Here is a 17,238-nt window from a genome sequence, read left to right as displayed (position 1 = left end):
TTCAGTCAATATAAAAGACTATTTATAGTCGTATTTGTGCCCCCCTGTTAGATATGGGGGGCTAAAACATTGGCGTGGCTAACGCCACACCAATGACAAACTAGTCAGGCGCAGCAACCTTTGCTTCGCAAGTCACTGCGCCTGCCTGTTTGGTTTGTATCAACTCTTCTATTGCCTTTAAAAAATCATGTTCTTTAGGCACAAGTGGCGTATAAAATTCACTAATGACACTAGTTCCAACATCTACATAGCCTCTCCCTTTAATGGGCTTTAAGAAGAAGTCTTTGTCTGTTTCCCCAAACATCATCGAGTAGCCCAATTCAGACATTCTTCCTAAAGCAACGCGAAAATTAAATTGATCGCGAATACCATCGCCTAAATATTTTGCATCAGGACGCTGACAGGCAAGAATGAGGAAGAAGCCACTTTGGCGTCCTAACATCACAATTTGCTTTAATTTACTCATAACCTCAAGGCTCTCACGTCCAATCATTTCCATAAACGAGGTGTATTCATCAAATACTAAAAAGTTGGCTGGTAGCCCTAGATACGCATAATTTTCTCCTGTTTTATAGCCTTCCATTTGCTTCATCGTTTCATTTCGTTCCATCATTTCATCATAGAACTGATTTAAACAAGCAATCATGTCGTCTTTCTTGTAATAGACATTTGGCATGACGGTTTCTAAATCTGCTAAATCCGCATTCTTTGGATCAAGCACATAAATAGTCGTATTGGTTTGTAGCAAGGCTTCAATAATCGTTAAAATAAAATACGTCTTGCCACCACCTGTTCCGCCAGCAATCAACATATGAGGTAAAGAATCGTATGCCCAAAGAACTGAGTCCATCAATTTTAGTGTGCCATTCATTGCCTGTACCTCATCAATAGTGATTCGACTATTGATAGTATCGTAAAGCAAGGTATATTCCACATAAGAATCCTTCAAAATTTTATCGACCAATTCACAGTACAGTCCTGTTTCCAATTTTTTCTCTAACCGTAATAATTGATCTTGATAGGTTCCCATCGTAATCTCTACATGAATGTGAATCAAGCCATCCTTTAACCGATAATAAACCTTTGGAAAATAAGTGATTTTTTCTTTTGTCTTGTTTTTTCCCAAATCTTTGAAAAATGACTCTGATTGAACTTGCTCTGATTCATACCACCCATTTTCAAGTAGCATTCTCGCGAGTTTTTGGCGATGCTGTAGCTGTTTTAAATGATCTATTCCATAATAAGAATAGAAACCCACGACTAATAGACAAACAAAAAAAGCAGTGAGGACACTACTTATCAAATAGGGAATATTCAGTTGGATATTGGCATCTAATAGTTTAAAGTCAGACCAATTCATTTCAAGAAGTGACTGTCTATAAAATAAAGCTATCACTAATAAAAAAACAGGAACCAATGAAACTAAGGCGAAGTGATAAACAAGGTATTTATTTTTAGGTTTGATTTTCTTTCCACGATAATTTAATAATTTTTTCATGTGAAATCCCTCAATTGCTGATTGGCACGAGAAATATCATCATACAAAACTTCTAAGCAAGCTACATGATAGTTTAATAATGCTTGATAGGATTCAACGTGGACTACTTTTTGACCTAATGCCTCAGCTTCTTTGATTTGTTCTAAAACTAAGTTAACAATCAGTTCATCCATTTAGCTTGCCTCGTGATAATCAAGATAAAAAATGACCAGCTCATTCGAAGTTTCTTCTCCTGCACAGGCAAAATCAAAAGACATCGCTTTTTTCTCTTTTGTTTTTTCTTCATCAAGAATTAAACCGAATACAGCATCTTGATTTTCTATACAATGCTCAATCACCTCTATCACTACTTGATCTTGATTAATCGGAGCATCAGATGACACTACTTCTTCAAAATCTTTGAGAAATTCATCCATACCGATCATTGTTCCTTGAATGGATTGTTGCATCATGCTGATTCCTCCTTCACATTTTTAGACAATGGAATTGATGGCTTTTTCTTCTCTTTTAAACGAATATCGTCTGCTTTTACATACCAATCCACGTCTGCTCCTTGAAATGTCGCAGTTGCCACTGTATCTGCTACTGGATTAATGAGCTCGACCTCTGCGTTATAATCAAATTCCTTAAGCGGAACTGATGCAGGTATACTCACTTGAATCATGCGTCCTTGACCTGTTGATTTTAAATCATAGGTACGTTCCTTAATGTCGTTCGATGCTGTACCATCTTCATTTTGAATACGCACTTCTCGGCGTAAAGCTGAAAACTTCAATAAACCAAACGTTGCTTCTTTTTCAATTACAATTCCTTCTGCTAATCTCATTGTTTTTCCTCCCTTTCTTATGCCTTCACAATATCATCAGCGTGCATGACATAATTGGTGAATCCTCTTGTCCCGATTTTATAGCCTTCCGCTATAATTTTAGGATGAACCAATTTGACTTTATCTTCTACCTCAAAATGCTTCTCGCCTGCATCAGCAGGTAAAATAACCACAATATCGTCTGCTCGTTGAATGGTAGAATACAAGTTATAGCTTCTAGAAAGGACTGTTGGTCTGCCATTAATTCGGCGTTGTTCAACCGCTCCTTCTCCTGCATATTCGAGTTGTCCAAAGGTTTGTTCCATATTTGGAATAATGTGTTTTAGTTCCATTATTTTTCCTTCTTCCTTTTTAAAATTAAATTATTCTAGCTTCAATCTAGTTATATTCAGACTTTCTTATTCGTTTGTAGCCTAATACAGCTACTGTACCTAGAAACAGCACCGCACCTGTTCTAAGGAGAACACTCTTACTCAATAAATTCTCTTTAAAAAAGACATGATCTCGTCTACTTCTCATTTTATACATCACCGCCTCTCAATAATTTAATAGAAAAAAAGACGACCTTAATATTTGATCGCCTTTCCCATCATTTTTTTAACTATCTTTCTTTAAATTTTTGCGATAAGTCTTGTAACCAATCCCCCCTGCAAAACTGACAATAAGCAACAGGCCAATTATCACCAATACCTTATTTAGTTTTTGTTCACCTGTTTGGGGTAAACGCCCTTTTTCTTTTGGCTGAGAATTTTTTGGTACTGGCTGTTCAGGTACTTTTTTATTGGTCATATCACATTTTACAATTTCATTATCTTCTGTAATTTCAAAAGGTAACGGCGTCTCATCCAATTCATAACCCTTCGGAGCGTCAAACTCTTTAAACATATATTTCCCTGCTGGCAGCTCCTTAAATTTAAACTGTCCTTTTTCATCCGTTCGACCTTCGACAATAATTTTTCCATCTTTATCTAAAATTTGAACCCCTGTTTTAGGCAATGGATCCTCTGTAGCAACATCTAGTTTGGACAGTTCTACTCCACCCTTTTTCAAGTAATTTTTGATTTTGAATAGTGGTTTTATTGGTTCATCTTGTTTGGACGGATCATTAGAATCTTTATTTTTTTCGTCACTGGGGATTAGTGTTGTTGAACTCTGCCCACTATCTAAATCAGTTGATTCATTTGTTTTAGCATTTTCTTTTTTAGTATTTTTATCTTTTAGCGACAACTCTTCCCCTTTTTCATCATATGCAGTGACTCCTTCCATTGTGGAGACAATTTTGATCGTTTGTTCAGAGACCAGATAGTCAACCGAAGACGATTCTTTTTCTTTCAATGCAAAGGTACCTACCGGAATATTTTTGAATGAAACAACCGATTTTTCATCAGCAGTTACAGTCTGTATCACCTTTTCGTTCTCATCCTCTAATGTAAAGACAGCCCCCTTGGCATTTCGTGAAAAGTCATAAGTATACCCTTCTTTCTCATGAAGGATTGCTTTCTCATTTTCTTTGATGAAGGAAAACTGATTAAAGTGTAGCTTGTTGAGAATAGGCTTATCAGCCTCATCGAACACATTAATTTTTATCACTTGATCTTGATTATTACCCTCAAAAACAAACGGAAACTGACGCGCATCTAACTCATGAAGAGAACCAGCACTTAATTCTTTGACATAGTAATTGCCAACTTGTAAGTTTAGTTGCTCACGCCCAATGCCATCACTTGTTTTAATAACAGCCATTAAACTGTTAGGATCAACTGATAAATTGTCATTAACACGAATGGCATCCATATTATATAACCCAAATACCTTTTCCTCGGAAGGAGCAGCCTCAATCATTGGACTATTCTCTTTCCACTCTTTTATGCGCTCCTCATTCTTATGAATCATCAGCTCAACTTCTTGAAAATCATTTTTTATGTCTAAGCTTGTCGAAACTAACTCAACAGTTTGTCCACCATAAGTAAATTCAAATGGTAATTCGACTTCATTGATAATAAACCCAGCTGGAGCACTTTTCTCTACTGCAACATATTTGCCTAAAAAGAGTTGGGGCATATTCTCAACAACCCCATCATTATTGGTCGTTACAGTCGCAACAACTTCTCCCTTAGCATATCGTTTTGTGCCACCAACTAAAATATCTTCTGCTGCTTTTAAATCAAAGACAACATTCGCTAACGGTGCTTGATCGTACTCTAATTGCTGAATAAAACCATATTCTGAATTTAATGACGTTAGTTCTACTGGCTGTTTACCAAGCTTCGTTAGCTTTAATAGCCCCATTTGAGGCTGATTGTTCCATGTGATTTTAATGGTTTTATTCGGTTCAATCACGATTTCTTGAGACAGCCCCTTATTTACAAAACCATCAGCAGTTTGTATTTCCGTTATTTTAACCTTTGTTCCTGCTTTAATATCTCTTAGTTCAGCCAAACCATCCTCCTTCGTAGTAATCTCTTTTGTTTGTCCACCATATTCAAACTTAATTTTCGTATTTGCCAATGCTTTTCCTGTTGTTTCATCTACTTTCTTAAGCTTAACATGTCCGTTTAAATTCACTTTAATATTCAAGCCAAAACTTCCTGCTGAACTGAGCTTAAATTTCGCAAGCCTTTGTTGTCCTTGCTTATGGTAAACAAAGGTTGTCCCTACATCGCTTTTATTCGCAATATCGTATTGTAATTTCCCAGTTTCTTTAGAATCTGCTTTAGCGGTTAGCTTTAATGAATTACCCGATTTTTCGAACTTTAGATTAGCTGAATTGTTGGCTAATACGTTGTAGTTACTTAACACACCATTCGTATCCTTTAAGGTAATAGAATCACCAACATTTAATTCAATCGTTTGATTGTCGAAACTCGGCTTAATATTATGAGCATCCACTTGATTCAATATTCGTTGCTTTTCCGCCTGATAATTCGGTACTTGAGTTGTTAACAGTTCATTCCCTAGTGTTTCCCAAATAATATGCTGTGTAATAGTATACGATAGTGCATTAGGATTTGTTTGATACCCATAATAAGCAATCAAGGCTAAACGATCCTTTTCTGGCGTACTCAGCTCGCTAGGTTCAAAACCTGCTCCTGGTGCAGTTATTGGAATACCATGTTCAACACAAAATGCTGGATCACCATCTACCATCATCATATTAGAACCATCTTCTGTCCAATGTGTCCCATTGAGCAATTTAGAGTGCCATGTAGACACCCAGTCTCCAATCTTATGAAATGATCCCTCCGCAGCGTATACTGATGACGCAGAAGTAATGACGGGTAGTATGATTAATACGAACAATAATAATCGATTGATTAGTTTATTTACTTTTTTCAAAATGATTCCTCCTTTTTCTCCACAAAAAAAGAGCAAGATTTTTAGGTTCAAAATCTTGCTCTAGTGCCATGATTCAAGTGTCTGATATTCACTTGCTTCTACTATTTAATTTTCTAAATTTTGTAAAAGTCTACTTGTTTTAATTGGTCGATAATCGTACCCAATTTCAGTTAATAGCTCTTCCCAATTTTTATTTGTTCTTCTCATAATTGTATCAATTGATGGTAAGGCATCTCTATCGTATCTTTTCCTAAATTCAGTCATAGACAAGCTTTCTTCTAAATCTAATCGAACAATTTCGTTCTTTAAGCTTGTTAACAATTCAAAGTCTGTTACAAACCTTTTAGAGCCCACTCGTTTATCAAATAATTGGCTTATATCAATCTGTCTTTTCTTAACCGTTGATAAGCTTGGGAGGTTTTTTCCTATACGATTCTTTTCATACATTCTTTGTGACCGAATATTGTTCATCACAATAAATGATTGAACAATCTCAAATAGTTCGTCGTCCGAATATTTTGCCCATCTATATCGATCATAGGTTTTATTTCCTAAACGATTTTGCAAATTTTCCCATGAACCGAATCGCTCATTAATAAACCACAAACTTGGCACTTTATTAGGAAACTCTTTTTTTGCGTTCTGATAGTCTCTAACACTCGTGATACCTTCAAATTCAATAAATTCTTGAATTAATACCATTAATTCTAAATCATTTTTTTCTTTCCAAATCGTTCGATGATCTTTTACTGTCATCAGTCATTCACCCTTTCATTTGTAAAAAAGTACTTTGGCTTGTCCATTTTACACCTGCACCAACTGCACAGGCTTTTCTCTGTATTTAGTAGACTCATCCTCTAACCTACTAAATAGGGGCATCGTTTTGGTATTTTTGGAATCCTTTTTGTCGTCAACTTTCCCTATGATTTCTACCTGTTTTCTGACAACACAGGTAGTCAAGATGGGATAAACAAGGACAATCACAGAAAATACTTACGATTTCCTTAAACAAAACCAAAAGAAAAAGCCCTTGATATCAAGGACTTTCGCACTTTTTTCTTACTCGGGCAATCTAAGAAACACTTATCTTCTAATTTCTTTAATACGAGCTGCTTTACCGTGTAATTCGCGGATGTAATAAAGTTTAGCACGACGAACTTTACCATAACGAACAACTTCAATTTGAGCAACACGAGGAGTGTGAACAGGGAACGTACGCTCCACGCCAACTCCGCCAGACATTTTGCGAACTGTGTAAGTTTCGCTAATTCCAGCACCTTGGCGTTTAATAACAACACCTTCAAATAACTGGATACGTTCGCGAGTTCCTTCGACTACTTTCGCGTGAACACGTACAGTGTCACCAGGACGAAAAGCAGGAATATCACTACGTAATTGTTCTTTTGTGATTGATTCAATTAATGGATTCATTTTATCTTTCTCCTTATTCCAAACATTCATATGATTTCAGCATAGCGGAATGTCGTAATAGATGAGTACTTTTGCACTCACTAAAACAGTGTAACACAGCTCATTAAGCATGTAAAGCTAAAATCTCTACATCTCTATATTATCCCCTTCTTCGGCAATTATTTCTTGCAATAATTGACTCATCTGCTTCGTCAATTTCAGATTCTCTAACATTTCCGGTCGACGTAAATAAGTACGACGAAGCGATTCTTTTAATTGCCACTCCGCAATCAGTTTATGGTTCCCATTCCGCAACACTTCTGGCACTTCCATTCCTTGAAAATCTGCTGGACGAGTGTACTGCGGATGCTCCAAAAGGCCAGTAGAATGTGAATCGGTCTTTGCCGATTCTTCATTTCCAAGAACTTCTGGCAACAAACGAACAGTTGCATCAATCATGACCATGGCCCCCAATTCACCGCCAGTTAAGACATAATCCCCCAAAGATACCTCATCTGTCACAAAACTCCTAATTCGCTCATCATAGCCTTCATAGTGCCCACAGATAAAAATTAAATGTTCTTCTTCTGCAAATTCTTCTGCAAGCTTTTGATCAAATTTTTTCCCAGCTGGATCCAATAAGACAATTCGCTTATCAGTTTCTGGAATCTCCCTTTTTATCACCTCTAAAGAATCATGGATTGGCTGAGCTTTTAATAACATCCCGGCACCACCCCCATAAGGATAATCATCTACTTGTTGATGCTTATTATCAGAAAAATCACGGAAATTGGTCACATGAATATCCAATAAGTTTTTTTCAACAGCCTTACCTAAAATAGATTCTGTCAAGATCCCATCAAACATTCTTGGAAAAAGAGTTAAAACATCAATTCTCATCATCAATTAACCCCTCTGGAATCTCTACATGAACTTCTCCTTTTTCAAGGTCAATCACTTTAACAACAGATTCAATATATGGGATCAACGCGTCCTTTTTCCCTTGTCGTTGAACAACCCAAACATCATTCGCACCAGGTGACAAAATTTCTTTAATTTTTCCCATCTCAGTACCTGCTTCATCAATAACACGTAAACCGACAATTTCATGATAATAATACTCATTCTCTGGAAGCTCAGTCAACTCATCTGCCATTACCTTTAAAATACCATCTCGATACTTCTCAACATCATTAATCGTTGGATGATTCTCAAATGCAACAATATCAAAATTTTTATGTTTTCTGTGAGAACGAATTGTCAAGCTTATAGGTGTTTTTTTGTCTTGAAATAAATACAAAACTTGTCCTTTTTTATACCGTTCATCCGCAAAATCAGTCACAGAAATAACTCTTACTTCTCCTTTAATTCCTTGCGTATTAACGATTTTCCCTACATTATAATACTCTATCATGGTCAATCTCCTCTTATTCAACTAAATTCTTCTCATATTGTATCATTGGCACGCATATTTATCTATGAAAATATTAGATTTTACCTGCTTTCATCAGACTAAAAAAGTCAATAACTAAACGACATTCCTGCTTAGTTATTGACCATCTCTACACTTGCTTAAAAAAATCCATACCTACTTGCCAGACATTATCACCTCTATTGCTAATAACAGAGACGTTAATATTTCTAGTCAAATCATACATGCTAAAAAAACAAATCCCCGGATCCATACCTTCAAAATAAGGAACCCACTGATCTTCTTCAAGTTCTGTTAGCCAAAAGCCTAACCCATAAGTTTCCTCGCCATTAGTTGCTTGTGGAAAAAATAACTGTTTGCATGTACTTCCGCTAACTATCTTACCGCCTAGTAAAGCTTGCCAAAAATTTCTCACATCACCAATAGTTGTAAAACAACCCCCTGCTCCTGTTCCTTTAGCATCAATACTATAGATATTTGTATAGTAATCTCCGCTTTCTTTAGCAAAACAATAAGCATTAGCCGTATTGGCAGGCAAACGATCCAACTCATAATAACCTGTCCGTAACATACCTGCCGGTTCAAAAATAACTCTCTCTAGATACTCATCAAAAGAAACACCCGTCACTTCTTCAATTACCGCCGCTAACATCACATATCCTGAATTATTATAAATAAATTTCCCTCTTCTAGCTAAATCAACAGGTTTATCAATGAACAATGGATATAAATCTGAGTTTTGTCGAATTCGATAATTAGGGAAATCACGCCATAACTCATCATAATTATCCATAATCGATTCATCAAAATAATCTTGAATCGTAGAAGTATGAGTCAATAATTCATAAATCGTAATTTGACGATCTACTTTTTCTAAATTATCTGGTAACAACTCCCCAAGAGTCGTCTTTAAACTAAGCCTCCCCGCTTCAATCAACGTCATAATACCCACTGCGACAAAAGCCTTCCCCGCCGAAGCTGTTCCAAATGCCGTTTCAAGCTCATTCGGTAATCGATTAGCCAAATCACGATTCCCAAAAGGTACTTCTAATAACGTTTGTGTTTCCTTATACAAGCCAACCACACCGCAGAATGAATCTGGCACCACATTTTCTAGTTTCATCTAAAACTCCTTACAGATCTTTTAAGATTATTGTAACACAATTATCTCACTCATTTCTAGACAATGAAAAACACGGCTCACTAACGAGACGTGCTTCCATCATTGATTAATTAACTACTTATTTTGCTGCTTCTACTATTGCACTAACATACCCAGTGGTATCACTGAAGGTTGCACCAGTTATCACGTCAACCATATCTTTGTTAACACTCAATTCTTTGTCAATATCAGCAATTTCTTTACCAGTCACATAAGACAGAATCGCTTCCATAGAGACAGCATACTCTTGAGTCGCTTTGCCCATTTCTTTCATCATCTTACTGTAGGCACTATTGTTACTCATCTTAGAAACTAAAATTGTTCCCTCTTTGAAGTTCTCACCAAATCCACCATCTGAATTGGGTACCCCCTCAACCTCTCCCTTATCTAAGAATTGAAATTCATCGACATAAGCCGCCCCAATTTTTTTGCCAACTTTAGCAATACTGACAACTGCAAAAGATTTATCCCCATGAGGAGCCGCATAAGCATGAGTCAGATTAATCGCTTCATCTGTTGCTTTCATCCCAGCAACACCAAAACCATTTTTAGCAGTGTCAACTACGGCTTCTAAATAGCTATTGGCATCTCCAAATGTTGCACCTGTCACTACATCCGTTATTTTGTCATTATCTTTCAATTCTTTTTCTAACTCAGTCACTGTTTTTCCCGCCACAAAGGCCATTAAAGCATCCATAGACTCTGAATATTTTTTTGTCGCTTGCCCCTTTTCAGCCATCATTTTACTATAGGCTTCATCATTCTCTAACTTAGAGGCTAAGACTAAATCCGTTGGATAATTTTCACCAAATCCGCCATCAGAACTTGGCACACCTTTAAAATCCGCTTTAGCAACATACTGAAACTCATCCGTTGCTGCTGCTAAAATCTTGTCTCCATCCATAACTACTGTTGTCACGGCAAAAGATTTATCGCCATGTGGAGAGGTGTATAATTGACGGATTGCTAATGTTCCTTCTGGGACTTCTAAAGCCACAGATTCCGATGCTCCTGACGCAACTTCACTGGACGACTCCTTTGTCGTATCCTCTGTTTTAGTTGAATTTTGTGAAGCGGTTTCTTTTTTTTTCATCAGCTTTACACCCTGCAAATAACAGAACCGATACCATTGCAATTAACCCAATTTTTAACTTTTTCATAATTGACCCCCATCTCTATTTTATACACTAAGTATATCACAATTGATACTTTATTCACAATCTTTTCTCATAATAAAGACTTCTTCATAACAACATCATATTTCCACATACAAAAAAACTCTGAAGCTTTCACTTCAGAGTCCCTTACGTTTATTTAATTTCCATCTAAGATATTTAAGCGAACTTTCTTTGATCCATCTAAACGAACACTATAAACAATCGTACGAATCGCTTTCGCTACTCTACCTTGTTTACCAATGATTCTTCCTATATCTTCTGGATTAACAGATAAATTATACTCAAAAAACTCTTCTGACTCTTCAATATCTAATTTAATCTGTTCAGGATGACTGACTAACGGACGCACAATTGTTAAGACCAACTCTTTTACATCTGTCATTTTTCAGCCCTCCTTATTTTTTAACGTATTTAGCTTCGTGATGCTTTTTCATAACACCTTCACCAGAAAGGATGTTGCGAACTGTATCTGAAGGTTGCGCACCTTTTGATAACCAGTCCAACACTAACTCTTCTTTTAAGACCACTTCCGCAGGATCTTTCAACGGATTGTAAGTTCCAACAGTTTCGATGAAACGTCCATCACGAGGAGAACGAGAATCTGCAACTACGATACGGTAAAAAGGGTTTTTCTTAGAACCCATACGTTTTAAACGAATTTTAACTGACATGTATATTTCCACCTCCATTAACTTATTACAAATGTTAGTTTAACAGTTTTAAGAAGAGATGTAAAGTGTTTTTTCTTTACAGTATAAAATTTCTTTTTTATTAACTCATATCACTAACTTTACTTTGCCAGTAAATACTTTTCTTAGTACAAATAGAACGATAAAAGCCTACAAGAATTTTTCTTGTAGGCTCAAATTACCTCACTAATTGTTTATACTCCTTCGTATGAATCAATGATAATTTGTTTCAGTTCACTAATCAAAGGTTCCTTTGGATTAGCAGTTGTACATTGATCTTCATAAGCTAATTCTGCCATATGATCTACCGTGCTATCAAGCACTTCTTGTGTTACACCTTGGGCTTTCAAGCTCATATCAATCCCTACGCCTTTGCCTAATTTAATTATTTCTTGCACAAGAGCCTCAACTAATTCTTCCGTTGTTTTCCCTTTTAATCCAAGTGTTCGAGCGATTTCTGCGTAATCCTCATGTGCTCGGAAGTACTCATATTTAGGGAACATTGCATGTTTTTGCGGATCTTTCGCATTATAACGGACAATATGTGGCAGCAGAATTGCATTCGTTCTGCCATGAGGAATATGATACTCACCACCAATTTTATGAGCAACTGAGTGACAAATCCCTAGGAAAGCATTGGCAAACGCCATTCCAGCAAGAGCCGAAGCATTATGCATTTTTTCACGAGCATCAAAATCTGCTGTTTCAACAGATGTTTTCAAGTTTTCAAAGACTAATTTGATTGCTTCCAAACTCAGCCCCCTAGTGTAATCTGATGCCATAACTGACACATATGATTCCAATGCGTGGGTCAAAACATCCATCCCAGTATCTGCTGCGATAGATCGTGGCAAAGTTTGAACAAATTGCGCGTCAATAATTGCCACATCTGGAGTCAAGGCATAATCTGCAAGTGGATATTTAACATTAGTTTCACTGTCAGTAATGACCGCAAATGGCGTTACTTCCGCTCCAGTTCCTGATGTAGTTGGCACACAAACTAATTGTGATTTTTCAGCTTTTGGATACTTATAAATCCGTTTGCGAATATCTAAGAATTTTTGCTTCGCACCAAAGAACTCTGTTTCTGGATGCTCATAGAACAACCACATTCCCTTCGCTGCATCCATAGCGGATCCACCTCCCAATGCAATAATTGTATCAGGTTTAAAATTAACAATTTGTTCAGTCCCTTTATAAACAGTATTAGTAGACGGATTTGGCTCGACATCCGAGAAGACAGCAATTTTCACATCATTATCCCGTTTTCGTAACTCATCCATCACTATATCTGCATAGCCAAACTGAACCATACCAGGATCACAAACTAAGAAAACACGCTCTACTTTTTCCATTGCTCTTAGATATTGAATCGAATTTTTTTCAAAGAATATTCTTGACGGAAGTCTAAACCATTGCATATTTTTTCTCCGTTTCGCGACTGTTTTGATGTTCAATAAATTAACTGCCGAGACATTTCTAGAAATAGAGTTTTTCCCATATGAACCACAGCCTAAAGTTAGTGAAGGAATCATTTCGTTATAGATGTCACCAATCCCACCTTGTGAGGTTGGCGTATTAACTAAAATCCGACATGCCTTCATTCTTAAAGCAAAATCAACTTGCAACTCGTCATCCTCTGTATGGATACATGCCGTATGTCCTAAACCTGACTCTAACATCCCCTCACATAATTGCATCGCATGCTCACGGTCATTCGCTTTAACCATCGCTAAAACAGGCGATAGCTTTTCTAATGATAACGGGTATTTGGGACCTGTTCCTTCTAATTCGGCTATCAAAATCTTAGTGCCCTCTGGTACATTAATACCTGCCATCTTAGCAATCTCGAATGCTGGTTTCCCAACAACAACTGGATTTACTGCTGTTTTCGCTTCATTCATAACTGTTGCTTCTAATTTTGAAATTTCATTAGCCTTCACTACATAAACTTGATGTGCTTCAAACTCTTTTCTAACCTCATTATAAATCGCCTTATCAACAATAACACCTTGTTCTGATGCGCAAATCATGCCGTTATCAAATGATTTAGACACAATTAAATCATTAACGGCCCGTTTTATCTTAGCTGATTTTTCAATATAAGCTGGCGTATTACCCGGACCAACACCTAAGGCTGGTTTACCTGTTGAGTAAGCAGCTTTAACCATAGCACCACCTCCGGTTGCCAAAACAACTGCCACTTCTGGATGATTCATCAGCGCACTTGTCGCTTCCAAGGATGGCTCTTCAACCCATGAAATACAATTTTCCGGAGCACCAGCTTTAATAGCTGCATCTCGCACAACACGTGCCGCCTCCGCAGAACATTTTTGAGCGGCCGGATGAAATGCGAAAATAATAGGATTACGAGTTTTTAATGCAATAATAGCCTTAAATATTGTTGTTGATGTTGGATTAGTTGTTGGAGTAACCCCGCAGACCACCCCTACAGGAGCCGCCACTTCCATTAAGCCTGTTTGCTTATCTTCCCTAATTACACCAACTGTTTTATCATTCTTGATGTTGTTCCAAATAGATTCTGATGCGAACATATTTTTAATTGCTTTATCTTCATAAACCCCACGACCTGTTTCTTCGACAGCTAGTTTTGCTAAAGGCATGTGTTGATCGTTGGCCGCAAGCGACATTTGATAAACAATTTCGTCCACTTTCTTCTGGTCAAACGCTTCCATTTCTTTTAATGCAACTGACGCTTTTTTTGCTAGTGAATCAATAACTGTGTCTACACTTGAAACTTTCTTAGTTTCTTTTGCCATACTATTCCTCCTAATTTTTGTAAAGTTGGATAAGGTTAGGTGTACATCGATAGCAGCTTTTTGCAACCCTTTTCATTCTTATCCAGAAAAGTGTGAAAGATAATTATGTGTGTGTGTTCTTTCTGTCTTTATCATAGCAAATTTCACAAACTCTCTGGTAGGATAATTTTCAGCCCTTATTGGACATTTTTAAGATAATTAATTGTTTACTTCACAAGCTATTTTTATGCTATAATGATAACAATGAGATTTATCCTTCACTTTGGACAAGATTTCACTATCTACTTTTTTTCAAGTAATAAGCTATTAATATAGATAGTTAGTGATTGTTAACGCAATCTGGTCGCTATTAAATCTAACTCCAAAGTATGCCAAAAACAGAAATGAGGGTTTGATATGTGTAATATTTTATTAGTAACACCTGATCAAAACTTGAAACGGAATCTCACTGACTTGTTAAACAAATATTTTGTAAATGTCTTTATTCTCCCACATGCAACAACAAGTAGTGAAGCTTTGGAGATTACCAAAACTCAGCACCCAGAGATTATTGTACTTGATTTGAATTTAAAAAATGAAAACGCTTATTCTTTTCAGCGGAAATTGTTGGCAACTCATCCTAATCTAAGAAGTATTGTTATAGATAGCCAAGAAAGCTGTAAAAATGCTCAAACAGCCATTAGATTAGGAGCCATTGACTACTTGGTTCAACCTCTAATCGAAAATGAAGCCTTAAACAGTATTCACCGAGCAATTATCTCGTTGAATCAAGTGTCCTTACTCAACCTTCGCTCTGAAAAATCATTACCTACGCAAAACGAAACTGTTCTACCAATGATACAGTACATTCATGACAACTATCACCTCGACTTAAATCTGGATTCACTGGCTGATTTTATGCATCTAAATAAAAATTATATTTGCCAACTTTTCAAAAAGGAAGTTGGTATGACGTATATTGCTTATCTAAATCAATATCGTATCGAACAATCAAAGATTTTACTTCGAAAAAGTGACAAGCAATTAGCTGAAATTTCAGAAACAGTTGGCTATACCGATCCTACTTATTTTAGTCGAATTTTCAAAAAAATCACAACTATTAGTCCTAATCAATATCGTCAAACTTACAAGGGAGACTATATTCCTGTTGATTTACAGCATATTTAATTGTTCAATAAGACAGTTAAACTATAAAAGAAGATCTAACGATAACTGAATTGGAATACTCTAAAAGCACATGGACAATCTTTTGCTTTGATTGTCTGTGTGCTTCTAATTCTTTACAAACACTCATACTTTTCGCGATACTTAAAAGATAATAAGCCAATCTTGAGTCTTTTCAAGTGTGTTGGTATACTTGATTATAATATTGAAAGGAGCATGATGATGTTTCAAATTGGTGAATTTTCACGACTAACTCAAGTATCAAAGCGAATGCTTCGTTATTATGATGAAACTGGTATATTAAAACCTAGTCAAAAAGATTTGTTAACTGGTTACCGTTTATATGATGTGAAGCAACTTCCACTCATTAATAAAATAAAAACACTTAGAGACTTAGGTTTTCTAATTCAAGAGATTAAAGAAATAATGACACTTGAAGAAAATCAATTTAATGATTACCTGGATAAACAAGAAACCATCATTCGGAACGAAATTATGGCCAATCAACAAGCATTAGGCAAATTGCTGAACTTGAAAGAAGCTATCAGGAACAGTACCTACGACATGGCTTATGAAGTTCAACTTAAGACTATTCCCGCTTGTCAAATTTTATCTTTACGAACCATCATCGACACTTATTTTGATGAAGGGCTTCTTTGGAAATCATTTTTTAATAAAATAACAACTACTAAGTTATCACTTCCTACAACAGCCGAGCGATTTACCCTCTATCACGATACAGAAGAATACATCGAACGCAACATTGATGTTGAAGTTGCCATTATCGTTCCGCCTACCATTCAGCAAATAGACGGGCTAACCATTAGAAAATTAGCTGCTGAACCAGAAATGGCAAGTATAATGGTTTACGGTTCATTCAAAAATATTGACCACGTTTATCACAGTCTTGCTCACTGGCTTAACGCTCATCCTGATTATATTATTAATGGAAAAACACGACAACTCCCGATAAATGGCCCTTGGAATCGCAAAAATACTGCTGATTTCCTAACCGAACTACAAATTCCAATTAAACGACGTGACAAGAATTAGCTTTATTATCTGATATTTTCAAAAATATTTTGTCAATACTAATGAATTTTCTTTTCTAGCCATCTTCTTTTCCTAATGCAATCCTAGTAGTCTCTGAACATTTCTATCATCTTAATTCCCCTTTTCTTTCTAGGACCTCCTTGTTATAATTATCTCAACACTCAAAAAGGAGAAAAGTATGTCCTATGAACTATTGTTAAATCCAAAAAATAAACGATTTTTAAAAACAACAATTTTTTTTGGCACCATCGTTCTCCCCTTGAGCTACCTCTCACACGAGCTACTTCCTTGTCTAATTATTTTTAGTGCTCTGACTCTTTTTCTTTTTTGGGATTCAAAAACAACTCTCCAATTCTTCGATCATAAATTCGTGTATAAAACATGCTTTAAGCAATATACTTATAATAAACAGAACTATAAACTAAAAGTAGTTGGCAAAACATACAGTTTTAATGACGGGCGTACACCCTATTTCTTAATAAAAATCATTGATAAACGAAACCAAATTGTGATCAGAGATATCCGAATGTCCATGTCTGATAAGGAATATAATGCCTTTTGTAAAAAACTAACTGAATTAAAAGAAATTTAACCAATACTGTTAATTGACAATTATTGGACTTCATTAACTGATAAATCATCCTTGACCTTCACATGGTGTCATCCCCTATGATAAAAAAGTAGTTAATTATTATTAATGGAGGAATTTA

Annotated in this window: 17 protein-coding genes; 2 read left to right on the top strand and 15 right to left on the bottom strand. The window is 36.2% G+C overall.

Going from position 1 to position 17,238, the window contains the following annotated elements; genetic code table 11:
* Positions 1-100 precede the first annotated feature (100 nt).
* The 15 genes from AC5KOD_RS20990 to adhE all read right to left on the bottom strand — a co-directional run bounded on the left by AC5KOD_RS20990 (position 101) and on the right by adhE (position 14,311).
* Complete coding sequence (locus AC5KOD_RS20990) at positions 101-1,498, bottom strand: FtsK/SpoIIIE domain-containing protein (RefSeq protein WP_496916544.1); 1,398 nt, start codon at positions 1,496-1,498, stop codon at positions 101-103.
* A complete protein-coding gene (locus AC5KOD_RS20985; RefSeq protein ID WP_496916543.1) occupies positions 1,495-1,671 on the bottom strand; it encodes a hypothetical protein in 177 nt (58 codons plus the stop codon). Before AC5KOD_RS20985 ends, AC5KOD_RS20990 begins: the two co-directional genes overlap by 4 nt.
* Positions 1,672-1,950: a hypothetical protein gene (locus tag AC5KOD_RS20980; RefSeq protein ID WP_496916542.1), complete on the bottom strand. Its 279-nt coding sequence runs from the start codon at positions 1,948-1,950 to the stop codon at positions 1,672-1,674.
* Positions 1,947-2,324 (bottom strand): YdcP family protein, encoded by a 378-nt coding sequence (locus tag AC5KOD_RS20975; protein WP_496916541.1) that lies wholly within the window; start codon positions 2,322-2,324, stop codon positions 1,947-1,949. Before AC5KOD_RS20975 ends, AC5KOD_RS20980 begins: the two co-directional genes overlap by 4 nt.
* Before the next feature lie 17 nt (positions 2,325-2,341).
* A complete protein-coding gene (locus AC5KOD_RS20970; protein WP_496916540.1) occupies positions 2,342-2,656 on the bottom strand; it encodes a YdcP family protein in 315 nt (104 codons plus the stop codon).
* A 265-nt stretch (positions 2,657-2,921) separates the two neighbouring features.
* On the bottom strand, positions 2,922-5,660 hold the full coding sequence (locus AC5KOD_RS20965; protein WP_496916539.1) for a SpaA isopeptide-forming pilin-related protein: 2,739 nt from the start codon (positions 5,658-5,660) through the stop codon (positions 2,922-2,924).
* Positions 5,661-5,765: 105 nt separating this feature from the next.
* Positions 5,766-6,416, bottom strand: a complete 651-nt coding sequence (locus AC5KOD_RS20960) for a hypothetical protein (RefSeq protein WP_496916538.1) — start codon at positions 6,414-6,416, stop codon at positions 5,766-5,768.
* A 327-nt stretch (positions 6,417-6,743) separates the two neighbouring features.
* On the bottom strand, positions 6,744-7,091 hold the full coding sequence (rplS, locus tag AC5KOD_RS20955; protein WP_496916537.1) for a 50S ribosomal protein L19: 348 nt from the start codon (positions 7,089-7,091) through the stop codon (positions 6,744-6,746).
* Positions 7,092-7,217: 126 nt separating this feature from the next.
* Positions 7,218-7,973 (bottom strand): tRNA (guanosine(37)-N1)-methyltransferase TrmD, encoded by a 756-nt coding sequence (trmD, locus tag AC5KOD_RS20950; protein ID WP_496916536.1) that lies wholly within the window; start codon positions 7,971-7,973, stop codon positions 7,218-7,220.
* Positions 7,960-8,484 (bottom strand): ribosome maturation factor RimM, encoded by a 525-nt coding sequence (gene rimM / locus AC5KOD_RS20945; protein ID WP_496916535.1) that lies wholly within the window; start codon positions 8,482-8,484, stop codon positions 7,960-7,962. The genes trmD and rimM overlap by 14 nt, the downstream gene beginning before the upstream one ends.
* A gap of 148 nt (positions 8,485-8,632) precedes the next feature.
* Complete coding sequence (locus AC5KOD_RS20940) at positions 8,633-9,625, bottom strand: serine hydrolase domain-containing protein (protein ID WP_496916534.1); 993 nt, start codon at positions 9,623-9,625, stop codon at positions 8,633-8,635.
* A gap of 118 nt (positions 9,626-9,743) precedes the next feature.
* The gene (locus tag AC5KOD_RS20935; RefSeq protein ID WP_496916533.1) at positions 9,744-10,757 is read right to left on the bottom strand and encodes a peptidoglycan-binding protein; all 1,014 of its coding nucleotides are present in this window, start codon (positions 10,755-10,757) and stop codon (positions 9,744-9,746) included.
* 221 nt (positions 10,758-10,978) lie between these two features.
* Positions 10,979-11,224, bottom strand: coding sequence for a KH domain-containing protein (locus tag AC5KOD_RS20930; protein WP_496916532.1), 246 nt, complete (start codon positions 11,222-11,224; stop codon positions 10,979-10,981).
* Positions 11,225-11,237: 13 nt separating this feature from the next.
* On the bottom strand, positions 11,238-11,513 hold the full coding sequence (gene rpsP, locus AC5KOD_RS20925) for a 30S ribosomal protein S16 (RefSeq protein ID WP_496916531.1): 276 nt from the start codon (positions 11,511-11,513) through the stop codon (positions 11,238-11,240).
* A gap of 212 nt (positions 11,514-11,725) precedes the next feature.
* Positions 11,726-14,311, bottom strand: a complete 2,586-nt coding sequence (adhE, locus tag AC5KOD_RS20920) for a bifunctional acetaldehyde-CoA/alcohol dehydrogenase (protein WP_496916530.1) — start codon at positions 14,309-14,311, stop codon at positions 11,726-11,728.
* A gap of 396 nt (positions 14,312-14,707) precedes the next feature.
* On the opposite strand from adhE, the gene AC5KOD_RS20915 reads away from it, so the two are divergent.
* Together AC5KOD_RS20915 and AC5KOD_RS20910 are read left to right on the top strand one after the other, a co-directional pair.
* A complete protein-coding gene (locus AC5KOD_RS20915) occupies positions 14,708-15,478 on the top strand; it encodes a helix-turn-helix transcriptional regulator (RefSeq protein WP_496916529.1) in 771 nt (256 codons plus the stop codon).
* 219 nt (positions 15,479-15,697) lie between these two features.
* On the top strand, positions 15,698-16,528 hold the full coding sequence (locus tag AC5KOD_RS20910) for a MerR family transcriptional regulator (protein ID WP_496916528.1): 831 nt from the start codon (positions 15,698-15,700) through the stop codon (positions 16,526-16,528).
* The last annotated feature ends 710 nt before the right edge of the window (positions 16,529-17,238 follow it).

Source organism: Vagococcus sp. WN80Y, from assembly GCF_059621045.1.
Note: the sequence above shows the minus strand (reverse complement) of the source record. Positions and strands in the feature narration are given on the sequence as shown.